This window comes from Microvirga medicaginis (assembly GCF_052658925.1).
The window spans coordinates 59618-80126 of record NZ_JBQWEL010000017.1 but is presented as its reverse complement, the minus strand read 5'-3'; the positions used below and the strand labels follow the sequence as shown (position 1 = coordinate 80126).

17 protein-coding genes and 1 pseudogene are annotated in these 20509 nt (G+C 61.2%); 8 read left to right on the top strand and 10 right to left on the bottom strand.

The genetic code is table 11. From position 1 onward, the window contains the following. Window positions 1–37: 37 nt before the first annotated feature. On the top strand, window positions 38–1012 hold the full coding sequence (locus ACUXUR_RS19540; protein ID WP_445504029.1) for a quinone oxidoreductase family protein: 975 nt from the start codon (window positions 38–40) through the stop codon (window positions 1010–1012). Between the two features lie 250 nt (window positions 1013–1262). Here the strand turns inward: ACUXUR_RS19540 and ACUXUR_RS19535 are convergent, their stop codons facing one another. From ACUXUR_RS19535 to ACUXUR_RS19510, 6 genes are all read right to left on the bottom strand, one after another. Then, window positions 1263–1718, bottom strand: a complete 456-nt coding sequence (locus ACUXUR_RS19535; RefSeq protein ID WP_445504028.1) for a 4-aminobutyrate aminotransferase — start codon at window positions 1716–1718, stop codon at window positions 1263–1265. Between the two features lie 67 nt (window positions 1719–1785). Further along, on the bottom strand, window positions 1786–2535 hold the full coding sequence (locus ACUXUR_RS19530) for a TerC family protein (protein WP_445504027.1): 750 nt from the start codon (window positions 2533–2535) through the stop codon (window positions 1786–1788). 377 nt (window positions 2536–2912) lie between these two features. Continuing rightward, window positions 2913–3497, bottom strand: coding sequence for a DUF2076 domain-containing protein (locus ACUXUR_RS19525; RefSeq protein WP_445504026.1), 585 nt, complete (start codon window positions 3495–3497; stop codon window positions 2913–2915). A 31-nt stretch (window positions 3498–3528) separates the two neighbouring features. Beyond that, window positions 3529–4245 carry a Bax inhibitor-1/YccA family protein gene (locus tag ACUXUR_RS19520; RefSeq protein ID WP_445504025.1) on the bottom strand — a complete coding sequence of 239 codons (717 nt, stop codon included), beginning with the start codon at window positions 4243–4245 and terminating at the stop codon, window positions 3529–3531. 21 nt (window positions 4246–4266) lie between these two features. Beyond that, window positions 4267–5028, bottom strand: a complete 762-nt coding sequence (locus tag ACUXUR_RS19515) for an anti-sigma factor family protein (protein ID WP_445504024.1) — start codon at window positions 5026–5028, stop codon at window positions 4267–4269. Next, window positions 5021–5569 carry a sigma-70 family RNA polymerase sigma factor gene (locus tag ACUXUR_RS19510; protein WP_445504023.1) on the bottom strand — a complete coding sequence of 183 codons (549 nt, stop codon included), beginning with the start codon at window positions 5567–5569 and terminating at the stop codon, window positions 5021–5023. Before ACUXUR_RS19510 ends, ACUXUR_RS19515 begins: the two co-directional genes overlap by 8 nt. Window positions 5570–5669: 100 nt before the next feature. On the opposite strand from ACUXUR_RS19510, the gene ACUXUR_RS19505 reads away from it, so the two are divergent. Beyond that, on the top strand, window positions 5670–5810 hold the full coding sequence (locus ACUXUR_RS19505; RefSeq protein WP_445504022.1) for a hypothetical protein: 141 nt from the start codon (window positions 5670–5672) through the stop codon (window positions 5808–5810). A gap of 126 nt (window positions 5811–5936) precedes the next feature. After that, window positions 5937–6322, top strand: a pseudogene (locus ACUXUR_RS19500) (4-hydroxylaminobenzoate lyase). 61 nt (window positions 6323–6383) lie between these two features. Here ACUXUR_RS19500 and ACUXUR_RS19495 read toward each other — a convergent pair. Beyond that, the gene (locus ACUXUR_RS19495; RefSeq protein WP_445504021.1) at window positions 6384–6956 is read right to left on the bottom strand and encodes an NADPH-dependent FMN reductase; all 573 of its coding nucleotides are present in this window, start codon (window positions 6954–6956) and stop codon (window positions 6384–6386) included. A gap of 84 nt (window positions 6957–7040) precedes the next feature. On the opposite strand from ACUXUR_RS19495, the gene ACUXUR_RS19490 reads away from it, so the two are divergent. Together ACUXUR_RS19490 and ACUXUR_RS19485 are read left to right on the top strand one after the other, a co-directional pair. After that, entirely contained in the window at window positions 7041–7283 is a 243-nt protein-coding gene (locus ACUXUR_RS19490) for a hypothetical protein (protein WP_445504020.1), read from the top strand. Window positions 7284–7424: 141 nt separating this feature from the next. Further along, window positions 7425–7718: a GIY-YIG nuclease family protein gene (locus ACUXUR_RS19485; RefSeq protein WP_445504019.1), complete on the top strand. Its 294-nt coding sequence runs from the start codon at window positions 7425–7427 to the stop codon at window positions 7716–7718. A gap of 389 nt (window positions 7719–8107) precedes the next feature. Here ACUXUR_RS19485 and ACUXUR_RS19480 read toward each other — a convergent pair whose 3' ends face one another. From ACUXUR_RS19480 to ACUXUR_RS19470, 3 genes are all read right to left on the bottom strand, one after another. Next, the gene (locus tag ACUXUR_RS19480) at window positions 8108–9121 is read right to left on the bottom strand and encodes a hypothetical protein (protein WP_445504018.1); all 1014 of its coding nucleotides are present in this window, start codon (window positions 9119–9121) and stop codon (window positions 8108–8110) included. Window positions 9122–9224: 103 nt separating this feature from the next. Next, a complete protein-coding gene (locus ACUXUR_RS19475; RefSeq protein ID WP_445504017.1) occupies window positions 9225–9764 on the bottom strand; it encodes an ImmA/IrrE family metallo-endopeptidase in 540 nt (179 codons plus the stop codon). A gap of 165 nt (window positions 9765–9929) precedes the next feature. Beyond that, window positions 9930–13640, bottom strand: coding sequence for a vitamin B12-dependent ribonucleotide reductase (locus ACUXUR_RS19470; protein WP_445504016.1), 3711 nt, complete (start codon window positions 13638–13640; stop codon window positions 9930–9932). A 996-nt stretch (window positions 13641–14636) separates the two neighbouring features. Between ACUXUR_RS19470 and ACUXUR_RS19465 the strand changes: the two genes are divergently transcribed. From ACUXUR_RS19465 to ACUXUR_RS19455, 3 genes are all read left to right on the top strand, one after another. After that, entirely contained in the window at window positions 14637–18083 is a 3447-nt protein-coding gene (locus tag ACUXUR_RS19465) for a beta strand repeat-containing protein (RefSeq protein WP_445504015.1), read from the top strand. A gap of 635 nt (window positions 18084–18718) precedes the next feature. Then, entirely contained in the window at window positions 18719–19810 is a 1092-nt protein-coding gene (locus tag ACUXUR_RS19460; protein WP_445504014.1) for a calcium-binding protein, read from the top strand. 282 nt (window positions 19811–20092) lie between these two features. Then, entirely contained in the window at window positions 20093–20506 is a 414-nt protein-coding gene (locus ACUXUR_RS19455) for an NADH:ubiquinone oxidoreductase subunit NDUFA12 (RefSeq protein WP_445504013.1), read from the top strand. Window positions 20507–20509 lie beyond the last annotated feature (3 nt).

The window sequence follows — 20509 nt, the reverse complement described above, 5'->3', positions numbered from 1 at the left end:
AGTGGAGCCGCAATTTGGCTTGGAAGGGAACGACATCATGACCCACGCAATTCGCTTCCATGAGACCGGCGGGCCTGAGGTTCTCGTTTGGGAGGAGGTTGAGGTTGGCCAGCCAGGGCCGGGTGAAGCCCGTGTCCGACACACGGCCATCGGCCTTAACTATGTCGACACCTATGTGCGCTCGGGCGCGTACCCGGCCTCCCTTCCTAGCGGCCTTGGTACGGAGGCGGCTGGCGTGGTCGAGGCGGTCGGTCCAGGGGTGACAGACGTGAAGGTCGGCGACCGTGTCGCCTATTCGGGCGGCCCCCAAGGCGCCTATTCGGAGGTGCGGGTCATGCCGGCGGACCGCTTGGTCGTGCTGCCGGACGGCATCTCCGATCAGCAGGCCGCCGCGATGATGCTCAAGGGCATGACGGCCCAGTACCTCATCCGGCAGACCTACAAGGTCAAGGAAGACGACACCATCCTGTTCCACGCCGCAGCTGGCGGGGTCGGCCTCATCGCGTGCCAGTGGGCCAAGTCGCTAGGCGCAACCGTCATCGGCACGGTCGGCAGCGATGAGAAGGCCGAACTCGCCGGGGTCCACGGCTGCGACTATCCCATCGTCTACACGCGCGAGAACTTCGTCGAGCGGGTGAGGGAGATCACCGATGGCAACATGGTGCCGGTCGTGTACGACTCGGTCGGCAAGGACACCTTCGCCGCCTCGTTGGACTGTCTTGCCCCGCGCGGGCTCATGGTGCTCTTCGGGCAATCCTCCGGTGCGGTCGCACCCGTCGATCTCGGTATCCTGGCCCAGAAGGGATCGCTGTATGTGACGCGCCCTACCTTGAGAACCTATGCGGATAAGCGGCCCGATCTTCTGGCCATGGCCCAGGATTTGTTCAACGTCGTTCTCTCAGGCAAGGTCAAGATCGAAGTCAACCAAACCTATCCTTTGAGGGATGCGGCCAAGGCCCATCAGGATCTGCAAGCGCGCAAGACCACCGGATCAACAATCCTGACGGTGTAACAGTTCGGCCCGACGGCTGGATAACGCCCGCCGGGAGAACAAGGCCGCTTGACAAGATCCGGATGCGGAATACGGCGTCCGCCTGAATCGTGCGTTGTACATGTGAGCCTTCACCGGCCAGCGGCCGGGCGGTGGCTCGTCTGTCATAAGGGCTCCCCGGTTCAGCGCTGAGGCGCGGCCAGCCCTTGCCAATGTTGGGGCTTGGTCCAAGTTTTCAACGGCGCAGCCAGAAACGGGGCCAATGCACGCGTCACAGCTCGGTGTCGACGGCCGGATTGGGCTTGGCGTCGGCGGGCGTCGCGTCTTTCACCGTGATCCTGACGGTGTGGCTCTCAACCTTGCCGCTGGCCGACTTGACCACGTAGCTGACCTCGTCGGCTCCCTTGTAGGTGGGGTTGGGCTTGTAGAAGACCCCCTGGGCTGTGGCCTCCAGCTTCGGGCAGCGCGAGATCCGCCCGGCTTTGAGCTTCCCGCTGCGCACGTTCAACTCGCCATGCTTCGGTGGGATCACCACCCGGACAGTCGGCAGCGGCCCCGGCGTGCAGTCCTTTTGCACGTTGCCGTAAACCCCCAGGCGATGCGGCTTGCCGGCAACCACATCCGTGCTCCGGTAAGCTGTATTGGGCTGAGCCAAGGCGGCAGTCCCGGACAGAACAAGGGCGCAGCCGATAGCGAAGACCGTAACCGCAGATTGCGAACAGTGCATTCGTGAACTCCTTGCTGGATGAATGACGCTGCAGGGCAGGTCGCCTTCCTGCGGGCGAGCCTCCCAATTACTGTTTGGGATCGGTGGCGGCCTTGCGTCGGGCCGCCCGCCTGGAGAGCATGTTGAGCCCCTCGATGAGGGCCGAGAACGCCATGGCGGCGTAGATGTAGCCTTTGGGCACATGCGCCCCAAAGCCTTCCGCGATCAGCGTCATGCCGATCATCAACAGGAAGCCCAGCGCCAGCATCACCACGGTCGGATTCCTGTTGATGAAGTTGGCCAGCGGGTTGGCGGCCAGCAGCATGACCGTCACGGCAGCGATCACCGCAATCACCATGATCATCACAATGTCGGTCATGCCGACCGCCGTGATGATGCTGTCGAGAGAGAACACGAGATCGAGCAGAAGGATCTGTCCAATGGCCGAACCGAAGGTCATGGTGGCCTTGCCGGTGTCGAACATGTCGTCGTTGGGAGTGGGATCCACGTTGTGGTGGATCTCCTTCGTGGCCTTCCAGACCAGGAAGAGACCGCCGCCGATCAGGATGAGATCCCGCCAGGAGAAGGCATGTCCGAACAAAGTGAAGATCGGTTCGGTCAGCGTCACGATCACCGCGATGGTGCCGAGCAGTCCGAGACGCAGGATCAATGCGAGACCGATGCCGATGCGGCGGGCTTTCGAGCGCTGATGCTCAGGCAGCTTGTTGGTGAGAATCGAGATGAAGATGAGGTTGTCGATGCCGAGCACCACCTCCATCACGATCAGGGTCGCCAGCGCCACCACGGCCGTCGGGTCGGAGAGCCACGTCAAGTCCATGCAATGTTCCTTTTGGTCCCAACCGGGAGAGTGCGTTCGTCTAGAGCATCGGACAGGAAAAGTGGATTGGCACTTTTGCGACAAATCCGATGCTTCCTTTCTTCAAGGGGCGCATCGTTTTGAGCGGAAAACCGGGTCCCCATTTCGCTGACGCGGCCCTTCGGTTCCGCACGATGCGCTAGCCGGGAGCCGGGCAACGCTGCTGCTTCGCCGGTGTTCCGTTCCTGGCAGGATGATTTGAGGAGCTTGAAGAATGCGGCGGTGCGGATCCGCACCGAAAATCCTGGATGCCCCGTCAGGACAGCGTCATTCGGATCCGGAGGTTTGTCGTGGGGCGGCCACGTATCGGGGGGTGGCCGCCCCACAATTTCCTGGATCTAGATGTCTTCCTCGAAGCCGAAGTCGCCGCCGGCATCGCCGAAATCCTCGGCAGCGGCCTGCTGCGGCTCGGCCTGTCCAGCATCGGCAGCCTTTGCCCCGTCTCCGCCCGAGAAGGCGTTGGCAATCATGTTGCCGAGCAGCACGCCGCCGGCGACGCCCATGGCGGTCTGGGCCGCTCCGGCCAGGAAGCCGCCGCCTCCGCGGTGCTGAGCCATGCCGCCCATCATGCCGGGCGCCATATGAGGTGCCATGCCGTGCTGCGGCTGATAAGGCTGATGCGGCTGGTAGGAGGGCTGCGGCCGGGACTGCCCGCCGCCGAACAGGCCGGACAGGAAGCCGCCTCCGCCGGCGGGACGGCTGGCAAGCTCCTGCTCGAGCTGCTGAATCCGGCCGTGGGCGGCGCTCAGGGCCTGCTCCTGTACCACGATGGTCTGGGCCATGTAGTACGGAGCGTTTGGCTGCTGCGCGATGCGGGAGCGGATGAACTCCACCGCCTGCGCGTCCGGGGGCGCGGACTGATCCTCAACCTGGGCGATCTTGCCGAAGAGCTGCTCGATGGCCTGACGGTCCTGATGGTCCATAAATATCGATCCTTTCTGGCAATGGACGGGGTTACTCTTCCCGCTGGCCGGTGAGGCTGAGGAGCAGCTGGAACAGATTGATGAAGTTCAGGTAGAGCGAGAGCGCGCCGAACACGGCCATCTTGGTGTTGGCCTCATTGCCGAAGCCCTCGGCGTACTGCTCCTTGATCGACTGCGTGTCGTAGGCGGTCAGGCCCGTGAACACGAGAACGCCGATGATCGAGATCGCGAATTGCAAGGCGCTTGAGGCAAGGAAAATGTTGACCAGTGAGGCGATGATGATGCCGATCAGACCCATGATCAGGAACGAGCCGAATTTTGAGAGATCCCGCTTGGTCGTATAGCCGTAGAGGCTTGTGGCGCCGAACATGGTCGCGGTGATGAAGAACGTACGCGCGATGCTGGTTCCGGTGAACACCAGGAACACGGATGCCAGCGACAGGCCCATGACGGCTGAGAACACGAAGAAGGTCGCACGGGCGGATGCTGCCGTCATTCGTTCCATCCGGAATGAGAAGAAGAACACGAAGGCCAGCGGAGCCAACATGACGACCCACTTCAACGGCGTCTGGAAGAGCGGCACGTAGAGAGCAGGCGTCGAGGCGACGAAAAACGCCACGAGGCCCGTCACGACCAGGCCGATGCCCATGTAGTTGTAGACGCGCAGCATGTGCTGGCGCAGGCCCTCGTCGAAGAGAGCGCCGCTCGCGCGGGCCGTTGTGGCCTGCCAGGCGTAGGGTGTATTCATCGTTAGTCCTCCTGATTGGAATTACTGAAGCTTGCCGGACAGCCGGATCGCCGCCTGTTCAAGGTCTTTGTCGCTGCCGTTTCCGGTCAGCGCGTAGGTGAGTTTGCCGGTCTGCCAGTACACGGCCGTCACCTTCTCGAAGTGGGCCAGCGTTGGGGCAGCCACGTCGAAGGCCGGAGTCTGTGCGGCAAAGAGGGACACGCGGCCGAGACTGCCGGCGTCAATGGCCAGCTCGACGCTGTGGCCATGACGCGACGGGAAGATCTGCGCATCCCTGACCTGCCAGTCCTTGGGCAGCGGAGGCAGCTGGATTCCGGTCGCGGCTAGAATCTCGGCGGGGTTATAGTCCTCGACCTCCGGCTGCGAGGTCATGCGGGCGCGCAGAAGGCCTGTCTCGTGCGAGTGCAGAGCGTCCTCGACAAAGGCAGGCGGCTTGGGCGAGGCCTCACTGTCGGAAATCCCCAGGCCGACCTGTCCATGGGCAAACCAGCCGAACCCGATCAGGGCCGCGACGGCGGCGATCCGACGAAGCTTCGTGCCGATTTCGCGCCAGGCGAGAGCCCGCTCGAGCCGAACCGCAAGTTTGAGGGTATTCTCCGACGGGCGTGACAGGGGAGCGGCATGGATCAGTCGGAGGGCGTCCCGGTCCTTCAGATCGGCCATGATGCGCGCGGCCGCTTCCGGGTCTCGTGCGAGATGCTCCTCGACCTCGATCCGCCTTGCGGGAGCGAGCTGATCGTCCACGTAGGCTAGGAGGTCCGATTCGGTGATGGGGTCAGACATCGGATCCTCCTACGATGCGAAGACTTGGGGACTTGTTCTGGGCCGGCCGCGACAGGTCGGAGCCAGCCTCGAATCCGCGCAGGGCCGCGCGGGCGCGGCCTAGGCGGGACATGAGGGTGCCGACCGGGATCTTCAGCGCATCGGCCGCTTCCTGGTAGGGCAGGCCCTCAATGGCCACGAGATGCAGGGCGGCACGCTGCTCGTCCGGCAGGCTCATGAAGGCGGTCTGGACCTGCTGAAGCCGCACCCTGCTTTCCTGTTCGGGCGGGGCCTCGGTGTCGACGAAGGCCGCCGCCTGCTCCAGGCGGCGATATTCCGCAACATGACGACGTCGCTGATCAATGAAGGTGTTGTGCAGGATCGAGAGCAGCCAGCCGCGCAGGTTGCCGCCTGAGCGGAAGGAGGCGCGGCGCTCATAGGCGCGGACAAGCGTGTCCTGCACGAGATCCTCGGCCTGGGTCTCGTCGCGGGTCAGGGAGCGGGCGTAGCGCCGCAAGGGGCCGAGCAGGCCGATCACGTCCATGCGCTTGGTGTCGTTCATGCCGGGTATACGAAGCTGCTGGCGGACTTAATCCGAGCGGCGGTCACATTTTCCGGTTTCGGCGGTGTCGTGGCCGCCACGCAGGACCTGGAATGAGGACATGCCGCTGCTCCAAAATATCGCGGGTTCCACTTTCCAGCGCATGATAACCCTCGTCGAGAAAGCGCTGAGCGCAACGGATGGTACGGGGCAAGAAAAGATTGCGGTTCTCAACGAAATTGCCAGGACGGAGTTCAACTAAATGTCGTGTGTCGCATTCAATGACTGAACGAATCCTCTCAAACACAGGGATAGAAGACGACCATGGGAGGTCGGGAAGAAAGAACTCATCGAGCGCAGCATTCCGTTTCTTCAGGAGGTCAAGGATATGACCCCCGGCGCGGATATGGAGAAGGGGCTCAATGAGAAGTACGGCGAAAACAGTGATCTGTATTGAGAGCTGTCGCGCCTGATCAAGATCGGTGTCGCGGAAGGCCGGACCGCCAACCGGGAGGTCGACGGGCCGAACTACCGGCGCAGCCGTATCTTGGAGCCGTCCCCGGAAACCTTCCGGTTCAGCATTACGGCCGTGTCCATGAACGGCAAGGATCCTCAGCGCTTCAAGGATGACGACAATGAAGTCCTGCAGGGTCCAGGGTGGACGGCGCCTGATCCCGGAAGTCGGCATTATCCGGAGGTCCGGGGAGGGGCGGTCATCGCCTGTTCTATCCTCCGGCGGGCCGCATCTCCCATGATCTCAGTCCGCCAACCTGATCGCGACCGGTCCAGGTGAGGCTGGACTTTTGTCAGGCTGGGGCGGCACGAGCCGTCCCGGTTAGGCGTTCCGCGGCAGGGCGGTGTAGACCCTGACGATGAACTGGTGAAACTCCGCCATGTACTTGCGCAGGAACTCGGCCGTTGACTCGTTGGTGACCTCGCCCTCGTCGGTGATCAGCCCTGGCTTGAACTGGATGTAAGCCTCCGGCGCATTCATCTGCGGCGAGTTGCAGAAGCTGAGCACGCTGCGCAATTGCTGCTGGGCGACGGCGGTGCCGATGGCTCCTGGTGAGGTGCCTATCACGGCCGAGGGCTTGCGGGTGAACGCGTTCTGGCCGTAGGGGCGGCTCGCCCAGTCAATGGCGTTCTTCAGTCCGCCCGGGATCGAGCGGTTGTATTCGGGCGTGACGAACAGCACAGCATCGACGCCCCCGATGGCGTCCTTGAAGGCTCTGGCGACCGGCGGGAAGTCGGCGTCGTAGTCGTAGCTGTAGAGCGGCAGGTCCCGGATCGGAATCTCGGTGAACTCCAGGTGCTCCGGCGCAAGGCCGATCAGTGCCTTGGCGAGCTTGCGGTTGATCGATTCCTTGGCAAGGCTGCCGACCAGATAGCCGACCTTGAACGTGGTCATGGGATTCTCCCTGACATGAAGATTTTGGCGGGATCGGTCTGTCAGCCGCTAAGACAACTCTTTCGGCCTTGGGACGGTTGCCCGATGATTCCAAGCTATGCCGGCAGCGCTTTCGCGACGGCCCGATCGGACGTGCTCCCGGGAAGGACTTCCGGCGCCGGCGACATCGAGCACCTTCACACCAGGCAGGGACAGGATGCCCAAGGCCGCTGGATGCTCTACCGACATGACCGCAAACCCGAGGCAATTGACTGGACCAACCTGCCGCCCGAACTGATCGGGCGAGGGCAGGTGATCGGCGGCGTGTTGAGGCGACCGGAGGAGTGATGCGTGTTCGTCTTTCCCGTCATCCCCGGGCTCGTCCCGGGGATCCACGTCTTAAAAACACCGTTGCAAAAAGACGTGGATGGCCGTGACAAGCACGGCCATGACGGTGGAGCGGCGTGAGCGGGCGCGTATCATCGCCCTATGCAGAAGGGCGGTTGGGTCTACCTCATGACGAACCGGCGCAACGGCACGCTCTATTGCGGCGTGACGAGCGATCTCGCCCGACGCGCATGGCAGCACCGCGAGAGCCTGATCGACGGCTTCACGAAGCAATACGGACTCACGCGTCTCGTCTGGTACGAGTGGCACGACGACATCCGCCTTGCGATCCACCGCGAGAAAACCATGAAGCACTGGCCTAGGGCCTGGAAAGTGCGCCTCATCCACGCCATGAACCCGGAGTGGGACGATCTCTACGAGACGCTGAACCAGTAGGCGCGGACGCTCTCGCACCCTCATCGTCATGCCCGGGCTTGATCCGGGCATCCACGTCTTTGCTCCGCGTGTAACCACAAGCACCTCGTCATCCCCGGACTTGATCCGGGGATCCACGGCTTTTCGCGCCGTACCCTTACATCGGGAAACGCGCCGTCATGGCCGCACTTGGTTCAAGGCCATCCACGTCTTGGAGACCTCGATGGATTGAAGACGTGGATGGCCGGGACAAGGCCGGCCATGACGAAGAGGCTCATGTGTCAGGATGGGAATAGGGCAGGGCGTCGATGCTCTCGTCTAGCGCAACGCCGACACTCTCCGATGCGACGCTTTTCTGCGCGCGCTGCCGGAAAGGGTGAGAAGCTGGGTGGTGGACTAGCGACTAAGGATTAGTCGCTCTCAAATCTTGATAGAATCTGTTTGATATTCTCTTCGATAGCACGGAGCGACTGTTCATCTGGCTCGCCGACTTCGGCAGCTGCAGTCGGGGCTGATCCTTCTCCGACGCTCTCAGACTCTACAAGCTCACGCTGCTCATTCTCTTTGGCTTGAGCGTGCCATGCATCTTTGAATGCTAAGTATATCTCGGGCAAATCAGTAGAGGATACTGTGCTTCCATGTCCTAAGAGCAAAGGCTTGACTAGCTCTTCATCACTCATAAAGGCCTCTAGGAAATTCCGAAGCAGATGGTGATCTACTTCTTTTTCTCCAGTCATTGCGCGCTCAAGTGCCCGAACCTCACGTCGGGAATATTTGCGTTCAGTATCTATCCAAACCAAAGGGTAGGGACGTCCGCCAATTACGCCTTTCATGGTGTCGCGCCCCGAGTATGAGAAGCGGAAGTTTTGTTTTCCTTCTGCGCAGACTGATGCAAGCAGATAAGCAAGCTCTACTGATAAAGCTAAACGATCAGAGCCAGAATGTTTGGCGATGCGAAAACCAGTGTCGATATCCTTTCCAAGAAAGTCATATCGGCTCGGTTCTTTCTCAGCGAGCGCTTCCATTGCCTCATCCGTCTCAAGGCCAAGAGCGGCCTCCGTAGGTTCTGAATATATATCAGAAACCGGTACCGTGATGTTTGGTGTTGGAAAGGCAGCAACCCACGCTGCCCCTTTAACATCCAAAGGAATATCAGCTTTTTCTAAGTCATCACCGTATTGTTCAAGAGTTCGCAAGAATGCGTCTACGCAAAGGGCTAAATGCTCGGTGCTCTGTAAGCGGACGCAGAAAATTATTTCGTCTCCAATTGTTTTCCAGACATTAGGGATGTGATCGCGCGAGTCAGGATGGTCCGCCTCGGCTCGTCTCTCGAACTCGCGACTCAACTGCTTGGGAAATTCACGGTAAAAATGTCCAATTCGATTAACCCAAATGGGAAAAGGAGATTGAACGGCTTCGTCCATATTGCCGCCGGCTCCCGCTTTGTATGCGGTTGAGCCTACAAGGTCGACAGAGAGAAAAAGTCTAATTCTATAATCTGGGCACAGCGGCACGTCAGGCTTAACCTTAGACTAGCTCAAGCGTCTTTGCTCTGACTTGCGCAGCATGTGCGCTCACACCGAAGTAGCTTGCGACGCTTCGAAAATCGCGTGCTCTCTTGCTGAACATGCGTTCAAATTCAATTCTTGGCATCAGGAATGCCGCTGCAAACCAATTTGCTTCCCATTCTGCTCGCCGTTGCTCTTCGTCGGTGTCGCTCACCCAACGTGTAGCAATCATCCCTGCATCAGGGTTGGCTTTTTTGATCTGCGGGAAGTGCAGAAAAAGGTGTCCAAGCTCATGCGCAATGGTGAAACGATCACGCTCTGCGGAAGTGATGCTTGATACGTAAATTGTAAACTTACGATCCGGCTCGACGCGGATAGCTTCGGAAAGCTGGTTTTCGCCAAACACGGGACTACGCAATGCTATGCGACCGCCCAGCTTGGCAACCAATGGTTCCATCGGGTCGCCAGGCCGGAACGAAAGCTGTTCAGCCACGCTTTCAGCAATGTCGTGTACCTTGCTCTTAAGCAGTCTTGCCGGAATAGGCTCAAGAAAGTTCAAGGTGCACCCCTTAGTGACTTAGTTAGTAACGCCTAGGCACTCCATAACGTCGATGAGAACATATCGTGAATTAACAGCAAAATCAAGGGATTCTGAAATAAAATAACAAAAGCCCGCCTCATTAGAGGCGAGCCTTAGATTTATTGAAACTGTGCTCGGTTACGCTTACGAGCACCCAGTCGTTGAACCGCACGTATCGCACTTTAGGCAAGTCCCATTCCGCACCAGCGTGAAGTTCGCGCATTCGGGGCAGGCTTCGCCCACATAGCCCTTCATCTTGGCCTCGGCGCGCTTGTCGGCGATCGAGGGGGAGGCGGCGGGGGCGGAGAAGGCGAGCTTGGACATCTCGGCTTCGCCGACGACCTGCTCCTGCGCGGCGGGCTGGCTAAGTTCACCCTTCAGGGCATTCGCACCCACGGTCACCGTGCCCGTGCGCTGAGTGATGCCTGCGGCGCTGCCGCCACCGCCGGGGATCAGCATGAGGCGGTCCACGTTACCGCGGGTGAAGCCGCGGGAGACGATGGCCGTGGCGGGAGCCGCTTCCGGCGCCTTCGACTGGGCTTCGCCCTGGCCGATGGTGGTGGGGCCCAGCTCCGACGGATCCACGTGGGCAAGATCGTTGCGGCCGAGATAGGAGATCGCGAGCTCGCGGAACACGTAGTCGAGGATCGAGGTCGCGGACTTGATGCGCTCGTTGCCCTGCACGAAGCCGGCCGGCTCGAATCTCGTGAAGGTGAAGGCCTCCACGTATTCCTCCAGCGGCACGCCGTATTGCAGGCCGAGCGAGATCGCGATGGCGAAGTTGTTCATCATCGCACGGAAGGCGGCGCCTTCCTTGTGCATGTCGATGAAGATCTCGCCCAGACGACCGTCGTCGTATTCGCCGGTACGCAAGTAAACTTTGTGGCCACCGACGACGGCCTTCTGGGTGTAGCCCTTGCGGCGGTCGGGCATCTTCTCGCGCTCGCGCAGAGCCACGACGCGCTCGACGATTTTTTCCACGATCTTTTCCGATACGTGGGCTGCCTTCGCCGCAGTTGGCATGGCGGCGATGGTTTCGGCGGCGTCCTCCGCATCGTCCTCCTCATCGGCGATGAGAGCGGAGTTCAGCGGCTGCGAGAGCTTGGAGCCGTCGCGGTAGAGAGCATTCGCCTTGAGCGCCAGCTTCCAGGAGAGCATGTAGGCGTTCTTGCAATCCTCGACGGTGGCGTCGTTGGGCATGTTGATGGTCTTGGAGATCGCGCCCGAGATGAAGGGCTGCGCCGCCGCCATCATGCGAATGTGGCTCTCGACCGAGAGATAACGCTTGCCGATCTTGCCGCACGGATTGGCGCAGTCGAACACCGCATAATGCTCGAGCTTCAGGAACGGCGCGCCCTCCAACGTCATCGCACCGCAGATGTGGATGTTCGCGGCCTCGATGTCGGCCTTCGAGAAGCCCAGGTGCTGGAGCAGGTCGAAGGACGGATCGTTGAGCTTTTCCGCAGGCACCTTGAGCGTGCCGGTGAGGAAATCCTCGCCGAGCGTCCAGCGGTTGAAGACGAACTTGATGTCGAAAGCGGTCTTCAGACCCTTCTCGACCGCCTCGATCTTCTCATCCGTGAAGCCCTTGGCGCGCAGCGAGCCTGGGTTGATGGCGGGGGCCTGCTTCATGGAGCCGTGGCCGACCGCATAGGCCTCGATCTCGGCGATCTCAGACTCGCGGTACCCCAAGGCACGAAGGGCGTCGGGCACTGCCCGATTGATGATCTTCCAGTAGCCGCCGCCGGCGAGCTTCTTGAACTTCACGAGAGCGAAGTCGGGCTCGATGCCGGTGGTGTCGCAATCCATCACGAGGCCGATCGTGCCGGTGGGCGCGATCACGGTCGACTGCGCGTTGCGGTAGCCGTTCTTTTCGCCGAGTTCGAGCGCCTTGTCCCAGACGGCCTTCGCATGAGCGATCAGGTCGGCGTCGGGGCAAGAGGCGTGATCGAGCGGCACCGGATTGACGGAGAGGCCCTCGTAGCCTTCCGACACGCCATGCGCCGCGCGGCGATGATTGCGGATCACGCGCAGCATCGACTTCGCGTTGGCCTTGTAGTTCGGGAACGCGCCGAGCTCGCCCGCCATCTCGGCGGAGGTGGCATAGGAGACGCCGGTCATGATCGCGGTGATCGCGCCGCAGAGCGAGCGGCCCGCGTTGGAATCATAAGGCAGGCCCATGGTCATGAGCAGGCCGCCGATATTCGCGTAGCCGAGGCCGAGCGTGCGGTACTCGTACGAGAGCTGCGCGATCTCCTTGGACGGGAACTGCGCCATCATCACGGAGATTTCGAGCACCACGGTCCAGAGACGGCAGGCATGCTCGAAGGACTCGGCGTCGAACTTATGCGCGGCGCGATCGAAGAACTGCAGCAGGTTGGCGGAGGCGAGATTGCAGGCCGTGTCGTCCAGGAACATGTATTCCGAGCAGGGGTTCGACGCCCGGATGCGGCCACCGGCGGGGCTGGTGTGCCAGTCGTTCATGGTGGTGTTGAAGTGCAGGCCCGGATCGGCGGAGGCCCAGGCGGCATGGCCGATCTGCTCCCACAGGTCGCGGGCCTTGAGGGTCTTCAGAACCTTGCCGTCCTTGCGGGCCGTGAGCTTCCACTCGCCGTCGGCTTCCACCGCGCGCAGGAACTCGTCCGTGACTGATACGGAGTTGTTGGAGTTCTGGCCCGAGACCGTGAGGTAGGCTTCCGAGTCCCAGTCCGTGTCGTAGACGGGGAAGTCGATGTCGGTGTAGCCCTGCTTGGCGAACTGGATGACGCGCTTGATGTAGTTGTCCGGGATCTGGACCCGGCGGGCGAGCTTGATCTCCTTCTTCAGAGCCGGGTTCTTCTCCGGATCGAAGCAGGCGTCACCGGGCGCTTCGCAGTTCACACAGGCCTTCATGATGGCCTTGAGGTGCTTGGAGGCGAGCTTGGAGCCGGCCACAAGGGCTGCGACCTTCTGCTCTTCCTTCACCTTCCAGTCGATGTAGCTCTCAATGTCCGGGTGATCGACGTCGACGACGACCATCTTCGCCGCGCGGCGGGTGGTGCCGCCCGACTTGATCGCGCCGGCCGCGCGGTCGCCGATCTTGAGGAAGGACATCAGGCCCGAGGAACGGCCGCCGCCGGAGAGCTTCTCGCCCTCGCCACGCAGCTTCGAGAAGTTGGAGCCCGTACCCGAGCCGTACTTGAACAGACGCGCCTCGCGGACCCACAGGTCCATGATGCCGCCTTCGTTCACCAGGTCGTCCTCGACGCTCTGGATGAAGCAGGCATGCGGCTGCGGATGCTCGTAGGCCGATTTCGACTTCGTCAGCTTGCCGGTCTTGTAGTCCACATAATAGTGGCCCTGGCCGGGACCATCGATGCCGTAGGCCCAGTGCAGGCCGGTGTTGAACCATTGCGGGGAGTTCGGCGCCACCATCTGGTTGGCGAGCATGTAGCGCAGCTCGTCGTAGAAGGCCTGGGCGTCTTCTTCCGATGAGAAGTAGCCGCCCTTCCAGCCCCAATAGGTCCAGCAGCCGGCAAGCCGGTCGAAGACCTGCTTGGAGGAAATCTCGGAGCCGAAGCGGCTCTCTTCCGACAGCTCGGCAAGGGCTGCCTCGTCGGGCACCGAGCGCCAGAGCCAGGAGGGAACGTCGTTCTCCTCGACCTTCTTCAGGCGGGCCGGGACACCGGCCTTACGGAAATACTTCTGAGCGAGAACGTCGGACGCGACCTGGCTCCAGGTCTCCGGCACCTCGATGTTCTCGAGCTTAAAGACGACAGAGCCGTCCGGATTGCGGATCTCGCTCGTGGCGAGCCGGAAGGCGAGGGAGGAATAAGGCGACTGCCCAGCTTTGGTGTAACGCCGCTCGATCCGCATCTTTTATATCCTCAAGTTTGGAGACAAACGTCCCCTTGGCCACAAGTTGCCCCTGTGGCTCTTCAGCCCCAAAAAACTTTGTTCGACACCCCAGCGATCCTTTTTCCGGATCGCCACACGCAACACGCCCGAGTTACGGACTCCTTCAGACACCATGGGTCGCGCAGCAACGAGGTTGCCGCGGGCTCTGGACGCTTACTCGGGGGAGATTTCGACCGCCCTTTCGGGCCGGTCGCCGGTCTCGGATCGGAACCCCGGCAAGCTAGTCGTGTTGCGAGCCTCACGTCAAGAACTTGTGCTGAGCGTTCTTGTTCCCTCTATATATAGTGGGCAAGTGTTAAGAATGTGGAAAACTAGCTAAGCCTTGGAGACTCCTTTCAGATTCCAAATCCGATTTTTCAAATGGCTAAGGTTGGCCGGCTCAGATTTGCAATTTTGCCATGCACAGGAGCGGACAGATGTTGTGCCGGCGCATCAATGTGCGGCGGGAGCGAACGGGCGGGACAAAAATTGATTCAGGCGCTGAAATCCCGTGAATCCCGGAAAATCCGCCTCAGAATCGCCCAAGTGGAATCGGCGCAGAATCAGTTGGCCGAGGTGCACTGGCCGCGCAGCCGACCTCTCGTGCGGGATGGACAGCGAATGGGGCCAGGGATTGTCGCCACAGGGGCGGGTTTCGACTCAAGATGATTCTCTGCTGATCCAGAACTTCACGGTGAGATGGGAAACCATGGAGCCGACGAGAGAACCGAGCCGGAGTGGTTCGTATCATGCGAAGGTGTCGGCGGGAACGAGCAAGGACAAGTTGCACAAAGAGCATAGGGCGCTTCTGAATGGGGTGCTCGGCCTGCTGCGCAACCGATGCGCGTAGGTTTTGCCTGCTGCAACTTGGGTGCTCTGGAAGCTTCAGTGAAAAGTTATAACGTAAAATTACGAGGTGGTCCACGCCGGGAATTGTCCGACGCTCGTATACCTCGTTGATCAGGGGGACGTCGTATGAGCTTCAATATTTGGCAGGCATTTGCCGAGTTTTGGGATAACAGCGGTGGTGGCGGTGTGGTCTACGGGGGAACCGGCACAGGTGCCAACGTCACCGGAAACGTCACCGGCGGTTCGGGAACAGGCTCATCGTATAAAGTTGAAATTCATCCTCACGATCAACCGATGGATAGCGATCCTAGCATCCAGGATTCTCCCGCGAGCGACGGCCTTCCTGAAGGCAGCTACTGGGATGAGGACGGTAACCTCGTCTATGTGGACATACACATCCGAGCGCCAGAGCTGAGGCCGGGTGAAGAACCCGGATTCCTCGACTCGATGAGGACCGATCTCGATCGCCTGGAATATCGATACGACCAGTGGCTCTACGGAACGTCTGACATCATACCCTATTGGCTCTATGAGACCTACGGAGAGCATTTCTCGGAAGGGCATATCCACGTAGACCCTGTGTATGGGAACGAAGACGGGGAAAACTCGACAGGGGAAAATGCTACAAATGAAGTGTCGAGCTTTACGCTTCGGGTGAGATCCGGCTCATCTGGCAATGCTCCCATCCAGGACTATGGCGTCGTCCTAGGAGGATCTGACAACGACGCTGTCTCTGGTGGCGCCGCTTCCGACATGCTGAGCGGCGGTGGCGGCGATGACATGCTGACGGGTGGCGATGGCGACGACCTTCTCATCGGCGGCTCTGGCAACGACATGCTGATGGGCGGAGACGGGTCCGATGTGCTGGACGGCGGCGAAGGCTTCGACATTGCCTCGTATGCCGATGCCACGGCGGGCGTGACGATCAGCCTGGGGGTCGGCGCCTCCGGCGTGGACGTGCTGATCGATATCGAGGGCCTGTCGGGTTCGGAACTCGACGATGTGCTCAGCGATACCCAGTCGGGCCTGCAAAGCGCCAATGCCTTCTTTGGGAGGGGCGGCAACGACCGTCTCGTTGCCTATGATGGCGACGACACGCTTGACGGCGGCGAGGGCAACGACACCCTGTCAGCTGGCCAAGGCGGAGATCTTCTGATCGGTGGGTCCGGATTCGATGAAGTGTCGTATGCCTGGTCCTACTCACCGATCAATGTGAGCTTGGCCTTCGGTGCTGGCACGGCTGGTGATGCGGCAGGAGACGTGCTGGTCGGGATCGAGGCCTTGACCGGCTCGCTTTACGGCGCGGATCGGCTGATCGGCGATGGCGGGGCTAACCGTCTCTCGGGCCTCGGGGGTGATGACATCCTGGAGGGTGGAAATGGTGCCGACACACTGATCGGGGGCGACGGCGTCGACGTAGCCACCTATGAGAACGCTCTGTCGGGCGTCGTGGTGAGCTTGGCATCCGGCGGCACGCGCGGGGACGCCGCGGGCGATACACTCAGCGGCATCGAAGGATTGATCGGCTCTAATCACGCCGACCGTCTCACGGGCGATACTGCTGCCAACGTGCTGAACGGCGGCTTCGGCTCCGACACATTGGAAGGCGGTCTCGGCGCCGATACGCTGATTGGTGGGAATGGTCGCGACATGGCGTCTTATGAGAACGCGGTGTCGGGCGTTGTTGCGAGCTTGGCGACGGGCGGCAGCGGCGGCGAGGCGTTCGGCGATAGCCTCGTGGACATCGAGGATCTGGTGGGCTCCGCTTATGGCGACGTCCTGTCTGGCGACGCGGCAGCGAACGCGCTGCTGGGCCAAGCCGGCAATGATCTGCTGTCGGAGGAGGCGGGCAACGACACACTGGACGGCGGCGAGGGACACGACACACTCGTCGGCGGTCTCGGCGCCGACATGCTGAGCGGCGGTGAGGGCTTCGATACGGTGTCTTATGCGGATGCTGCGTCCGGAGTGGAGGCAAGCGTTGCGAGCGGCGGCAGCCTCGGCGAGGCGGCGGGCGATACGTTCAACGGTATCGAAAGCCTGATCGGCTCGGCCTTCGGCGATCGCCTGACGGGCGATGCCGGCGCGAACCTTCTCTCTGGTCTGGACGGCAATGACACGCTGACTGGTGGTCTGGGCGCCGACATGCTGATCGGCGGCGGCGACTTCGATGTGGCCTCCTATGAGAACGCTCTGTCGGGCGTCGTGGCGAACCTGGTGCTCGGCGGCACAGGCGGCGAGGCGACGGGCGATACGTTCAGCGGCGTTGAGGCCCTGGTCGGCTCGGCCTTTGGCGACAACCTGACGGGCGATGCCGGCGCCAATGTTCTGATGGGCAACGGTGGCAACGATACGCTCGTCGGCGGCCTCGGGGCCGACAGCCTCGTCGGCGGCAATGGCTTCGACGTGGCGTCCTACGAGAATGCCACGTCCGGCGTAACCGCGAGCCTGGTGTCCGGCGGCAGCCTCGGTGAGGCAGCGGGTGATACGTTCAGCGGCATCGAGGGACTGATCGGCTCCAACGATGGCGACCAACTCACCGGCGATGCCGGCGCCAATACGCTGCTGGGCCAGGGCGGCAGCGACGTTCTCTCCGGTGGCGACGGCAACGACGTCCTTGATGGCGGAGCTGGCGATGACCTTCTCGTGGGCGGGCTCGGCTTCGACACGCTCACGGGCGGATCGGGGATCGACACCGCGTCCTATGCAGGTGCCGCTGGCGGCGTGGTGATCGATCTGGGGGTCGGCTACGGCTACGGCGACGGCGACGAGGCGGCGGGCGACCGCTTTAGCGGCGTGGAGAACCTGATGGGCTCCGCTTACAACGACCAGCTTGCGGGCGATGCGGGCGCCAACAGCCTGATCGGGAATGCCGGCAACGACGTGCTGAGCGGCAGGGATGGTTTCGACACCCTGGATGGCGGCTTGGGCGACGACGTGCTCTCCGGCGGCAGCGGTGGGGACGTTCTGCTGGGCGGGGCGGGGCGTGACTTGGCCGATTACAGCGATGCGTCTTCCGGCGTGGTGGCGAGCCTGTCGGGGGCATCTCTCAACACCGGGGATGCGGCAGGCGACAGCTACAACTCGATCGAGGGCTTGAGGGGATCAGCTTATGCGGATCGTTTGAGCGGCGACGAGAGCGCCAACAGCCTGATCGGCAATGCCGGCAACGACACGCTGGATGGCGGGGCCGGGAACGACACGCTGGATGGCGGGGCAGGCAACGACGTGTTCGTGTTCGATACGGCGCTCAGCGGGACGTACAATGTAGACAGGATCCTCAATTTCGATGGGTTTGCGGATCGGATTGAACTTGACGTGAACGTGTTCACGGCCCTCGTGGCGGGGGCCTTGGCTGCGGATGCGTTCGGCTATGGCAGCACGGCCACGACAGAGGAGCAGCGGCTCGTCTACGACAGCGCGACAGGTAACCTGTGGTACGACGCGGATGGGACGGGCCGTCAGGCGCAGATCAAGGTTGCGGTTCTCGACGCGGGAGCCTACCTGACCGCCGCCCAGTTCACTGTCACCGGCTATGCCCCGCCACCAACAGGTGACGACGAGTGGTTCTGAAGCCGGGCTTTATCCCGTTCTTCCGCCAGGATCCAAGGCAAGGGGCTTTCAAGCCCCTTGCCTGCTTTTGAGTTCAAAGTGATCGGAAGGGCCGCTTCTCAGGTTTTTGCGGATTTTGGGCGGTGCTTTCAGCGGGCATCTTCATGCTCGGTTTCTTCAAACTCAGGCCCCATATTCCGCGCGACCTAACGCCCCCCCTCGGCACCCGATTCTTCACGTGGTGCAAGGGGCAGTTCGTGGGCCAGGACGAGTTCGGCAGCGGATATCACCTCCACAATGGGATTCAGCGACAAAGGTTGTTTTTGCAATATAATCAACCAATAGTATTGGATTGTAAATAATGATCATTTACAATAGAAAGATATAGAAATGCTCTTCCGTAAGATTAGTATAGTTTATAAAACTTTCAATAAATAGTCGGCAATAATTAAACTAAACTTATTGTGAAAAGCTTTTGTGTTCTGCAATTGCCGGTTGTGGCAAGCGCGTGTGAAATGTTACATCACATAAAAAGCGATGAGACCAGTCTTGGCTCGGGGGCAGACTTCCACGGTCTGGCTCCGGAGCAAGTACGACCGGACGGTTAGAGACCGGCGTGCGAGCTTCAATGCAATGACTGGTAACGGAGAAAACGAATGACGTTTTCGCTCGAACAAGCGCTAAGCGAATTTTTCAACGGCAGTGGGGGCGGTATCGCTTATGGCGGCACCGAGCTGTCTTCAGGCCCCATCACAGGCGACTCGGGGGATGCTTCCGACGGCGGTGATGGAGTAGGTCCAGATGATCCAACGGATCGTCCTGACTATCCGATCATCAATGACGATCCATGGGAGCATGGGGAGTGGGCCTTGGATTGGTCTCTCTATGATGGAGGATACGACAGGCCCTACCAGCTGTTTTACAATGACGGTACGCCACCTTGGCATCTCCTTCATGAATTCTATCCCGACCTAATTCCTCCCCCTCCGGAAAATATCGAGGATGTCGGCGAGGAGAGCCTCGATGAAGTCGAGAAGGTCGCTTTGGTCTATCAGGGTGGGACGGGTTCCGTGCTCGTCACGGCCAGTCTTGGCACTGCCAGGAGTGATGTCATCACCGCAGGCGGAATCCTGCATGGCGGTGGCGGTGACGATACGCTCGTCGGGAGCCGAGGCTTCGATATCCTAAAGGGCGATGAGGGCAACGACCATCTTAATGGTGGCGCTGGCGACGACGCGCTTTACGGCGGCACGGGCCAGGACACGCTGTGGGGCAGCTTCGGCAATGACACGCTTTACGGTGAGGACGGCAACGACTTCCTGGCCGGTGGTGAGGACGGTGACGACGTTCTCGACGGCGGCGCCGGCGATGATAATCTCTGGGGCGGCATGGGCGACGACCGGATCTTCGGCGGCTTGGGCAATGACGTGCTTGTGGGCGAGCAGGGCCGAGATACCTTCGTGTTCGCCACCACCCTGAGTGCTACCGGCAACGTCGATCGGATCCTCGACTTCAACGTCGCGGAGGACCGGATCGAGCTGAGCCGCGCTGTCTTCGGCGGGTTCGGCGCTTCCGTGTCCCTCGCCGTGGGGGCGAGCGCCACGGCTGGAGGAGCCCAGATCGTCTACAACAGCGCTACGGGTGATCTGTCCTACGATGCGGACGGCATTGGCGGGGCGGCGCAGATCAAGTTTGCCCAGCTGGCGGCTGATCTGGCGCTGAGCGCGAGCAACTTCCTCCTGGTCTAAGTCAGAGCTGAAGCGCTCAACATGCAAAGGAGAGTCGGTCGAAAGACCGGCTCTTTGTCCTTCACGAGGGAGCCACTCGCGTCTTTGGGCCACTTCCTCGGCCGAGGATTCGAGCGAATCCGTCCAGGGGACCAGCTGCCTGAGAGAGAAGAGCGGCAAGCCGCCCGTCAGAGGAGGCCGGTAATCACACCCACAAGGGCGGAGCAGATATCTTTATTCTCGACTTCTTCAATCTCAGGCGCCATATTCCGCGCGACCTAACGAACCCCCTCGGCGGTAGCGATGAAACAGTTTTTGATTCAGTTCTTTACCTGGTGGAACGGACAAACCCTCGGCACCCGATTCTTCACGTGGCGCAAGGGGCAGTTCGTGGGCCAGGACGAGTTCGGCAACCGCTACTACCGCTATACTCAGGCTCAGCCGATCGACTCGAATGTGGGTGCCGAGCGCCGCTGGGTCATCTACAACGGCGATGCCGATGCTTCCCGGGTTCCTCCGGGCTGGCGCGCGTGGCTCTGTCACAACGGCGATATTCCTCCGAGCGAGGAGAACTATCAGCCGCGCTCCTGGGAGAGGCCCTACGTGCCGAACATGACGGGTACGCCCCAGGCCTACCGTCCGCAGGGCTCGCAGCTGTCGGCCGGGCGGCGCCCCGCAGCCACCGGTGACTATGTTCCATGGACGCCGGGTGAGTAAGGC

Excerpts from the sequence above, each read along its gene's own strand:
- ACUXUR_RS19520 (WP_445504025.1), bottom strand. The coding sequence starts at position 4,245 with ATGAATACACCCTACGCCTGGCAGGCCACAACGGCCCGCGCGAGCGGC.
- ACUXUR_RS19470 (WP_445504016.1), bottom strand. The coding sequence starts at position 13,640 with ATGCGGATCGAGCGGCGTTACACCAAAGCTGGGCAGTCGCCTTATTCC.
- ACUXUR_RS19480 (WP_445504018.1), bottom strand. The coding sequence starts at position 9,121 with ATGGACGAAGCCGTTCAATCTCCTTTTCCCATTTGGGTTAATCGAATT.
- ACUXUR_RS19530 (WP_445504027.1), bottom strand. The coding sequence starts at position 2,535 with ATGGACTTGACGTGGCTCTCCGACCCGACGGCCGTGGTGGCGCTGGCG.
- ACUXUR_RS19465 (WP_445504015.1), top strand. The coding sequence starts at position 14,637 with ATGAGCTTCAATATTTGGCAGGCATTTGCCGAGTTTTGGGATAACAGC.
- ACUXUR_RS19535 (WP_445504028.1), bottom strand. The coding sequence starts at position 1,718 with ATGCACTGTTCGCAATCTGCGGTTACGGTCTTCGCTATCGGCTGCGCC.
- ACUXUR_RS19490 (WP_445504020.1), top strand. The coding sequence starts at position 7,041 with ATGATTCCAAGCTATGCCGGCAGCGCTTTCGCGACGGCCCGATCGGAC.
- ACUXUR_RS19525 (WP_445504026.1), bottom strand. The coding sequence starts at position 3,497 with ATGGACCATCAGGACCGTCAGGCCATCGAGCAGCTCTTCGGCAAGATC.
- ACUXUR_RS19510 (WP_445504023.1), bottom strand. The coding sequence starts at position 5,569 with ATGAACGACACCAAGCGCATGGACGTGATCGGCCTGCTCGGCCCCTTG.
- ACUXUR_RS19485 (WP_445504019.1), top strand. The coding sequence starts at position 7,425 with ATGCAGAAGGGCGGTTGGGTCTACCTCATGACGAACCGGCGCAACGGC.
- ACUXUR_RS19505 (WP_445504022.1), top strand. The coding sequence starts at position 5,670 with ATGCCGCTGCTCCAAAATATCGCGGGTTCCACTTTCCAGCGCATGATA.
- ACUXUR_RS19540 (WP_445504029.1), top strand. The coding sequence starts at position 38 with ATGACCCACGCAATTCGCTTCCATGAGACCGGCGGGCCTGAGGTTCTC.
- ACUXUR_RS19460 (WP_445504014.1), top strand. The coding sequence starts at position 18,719 with ATGACGTTTTCGCTCGAACAAGCGCTAAGCGAATTTTTCAACGGCAGT.
- ACUXUR_RS19455 (WP_445504013.1), top strand. The coding sequence starts at position 20,093 with ATGAAACAGTTTTTGATTCAGTTCTTTACCTGGTGGAACGGACAAACC.
- ACUXUR_RS19515 (WP_445504024.1), bottom strand. The coding sequence starts at position 5,028 with ATGTCTGACCCCATCACCGAATCGGACCTCCTAGCCTACGTGGACGAT.
- ACUXUR_RS19495 (WP_445504021.1), bottom strand. The coding sequence starts at position 6,956 with ATGACCACGTTCAAGGTCGGCTATCTGGTCGGCAGCCTTGCCAAGGAA.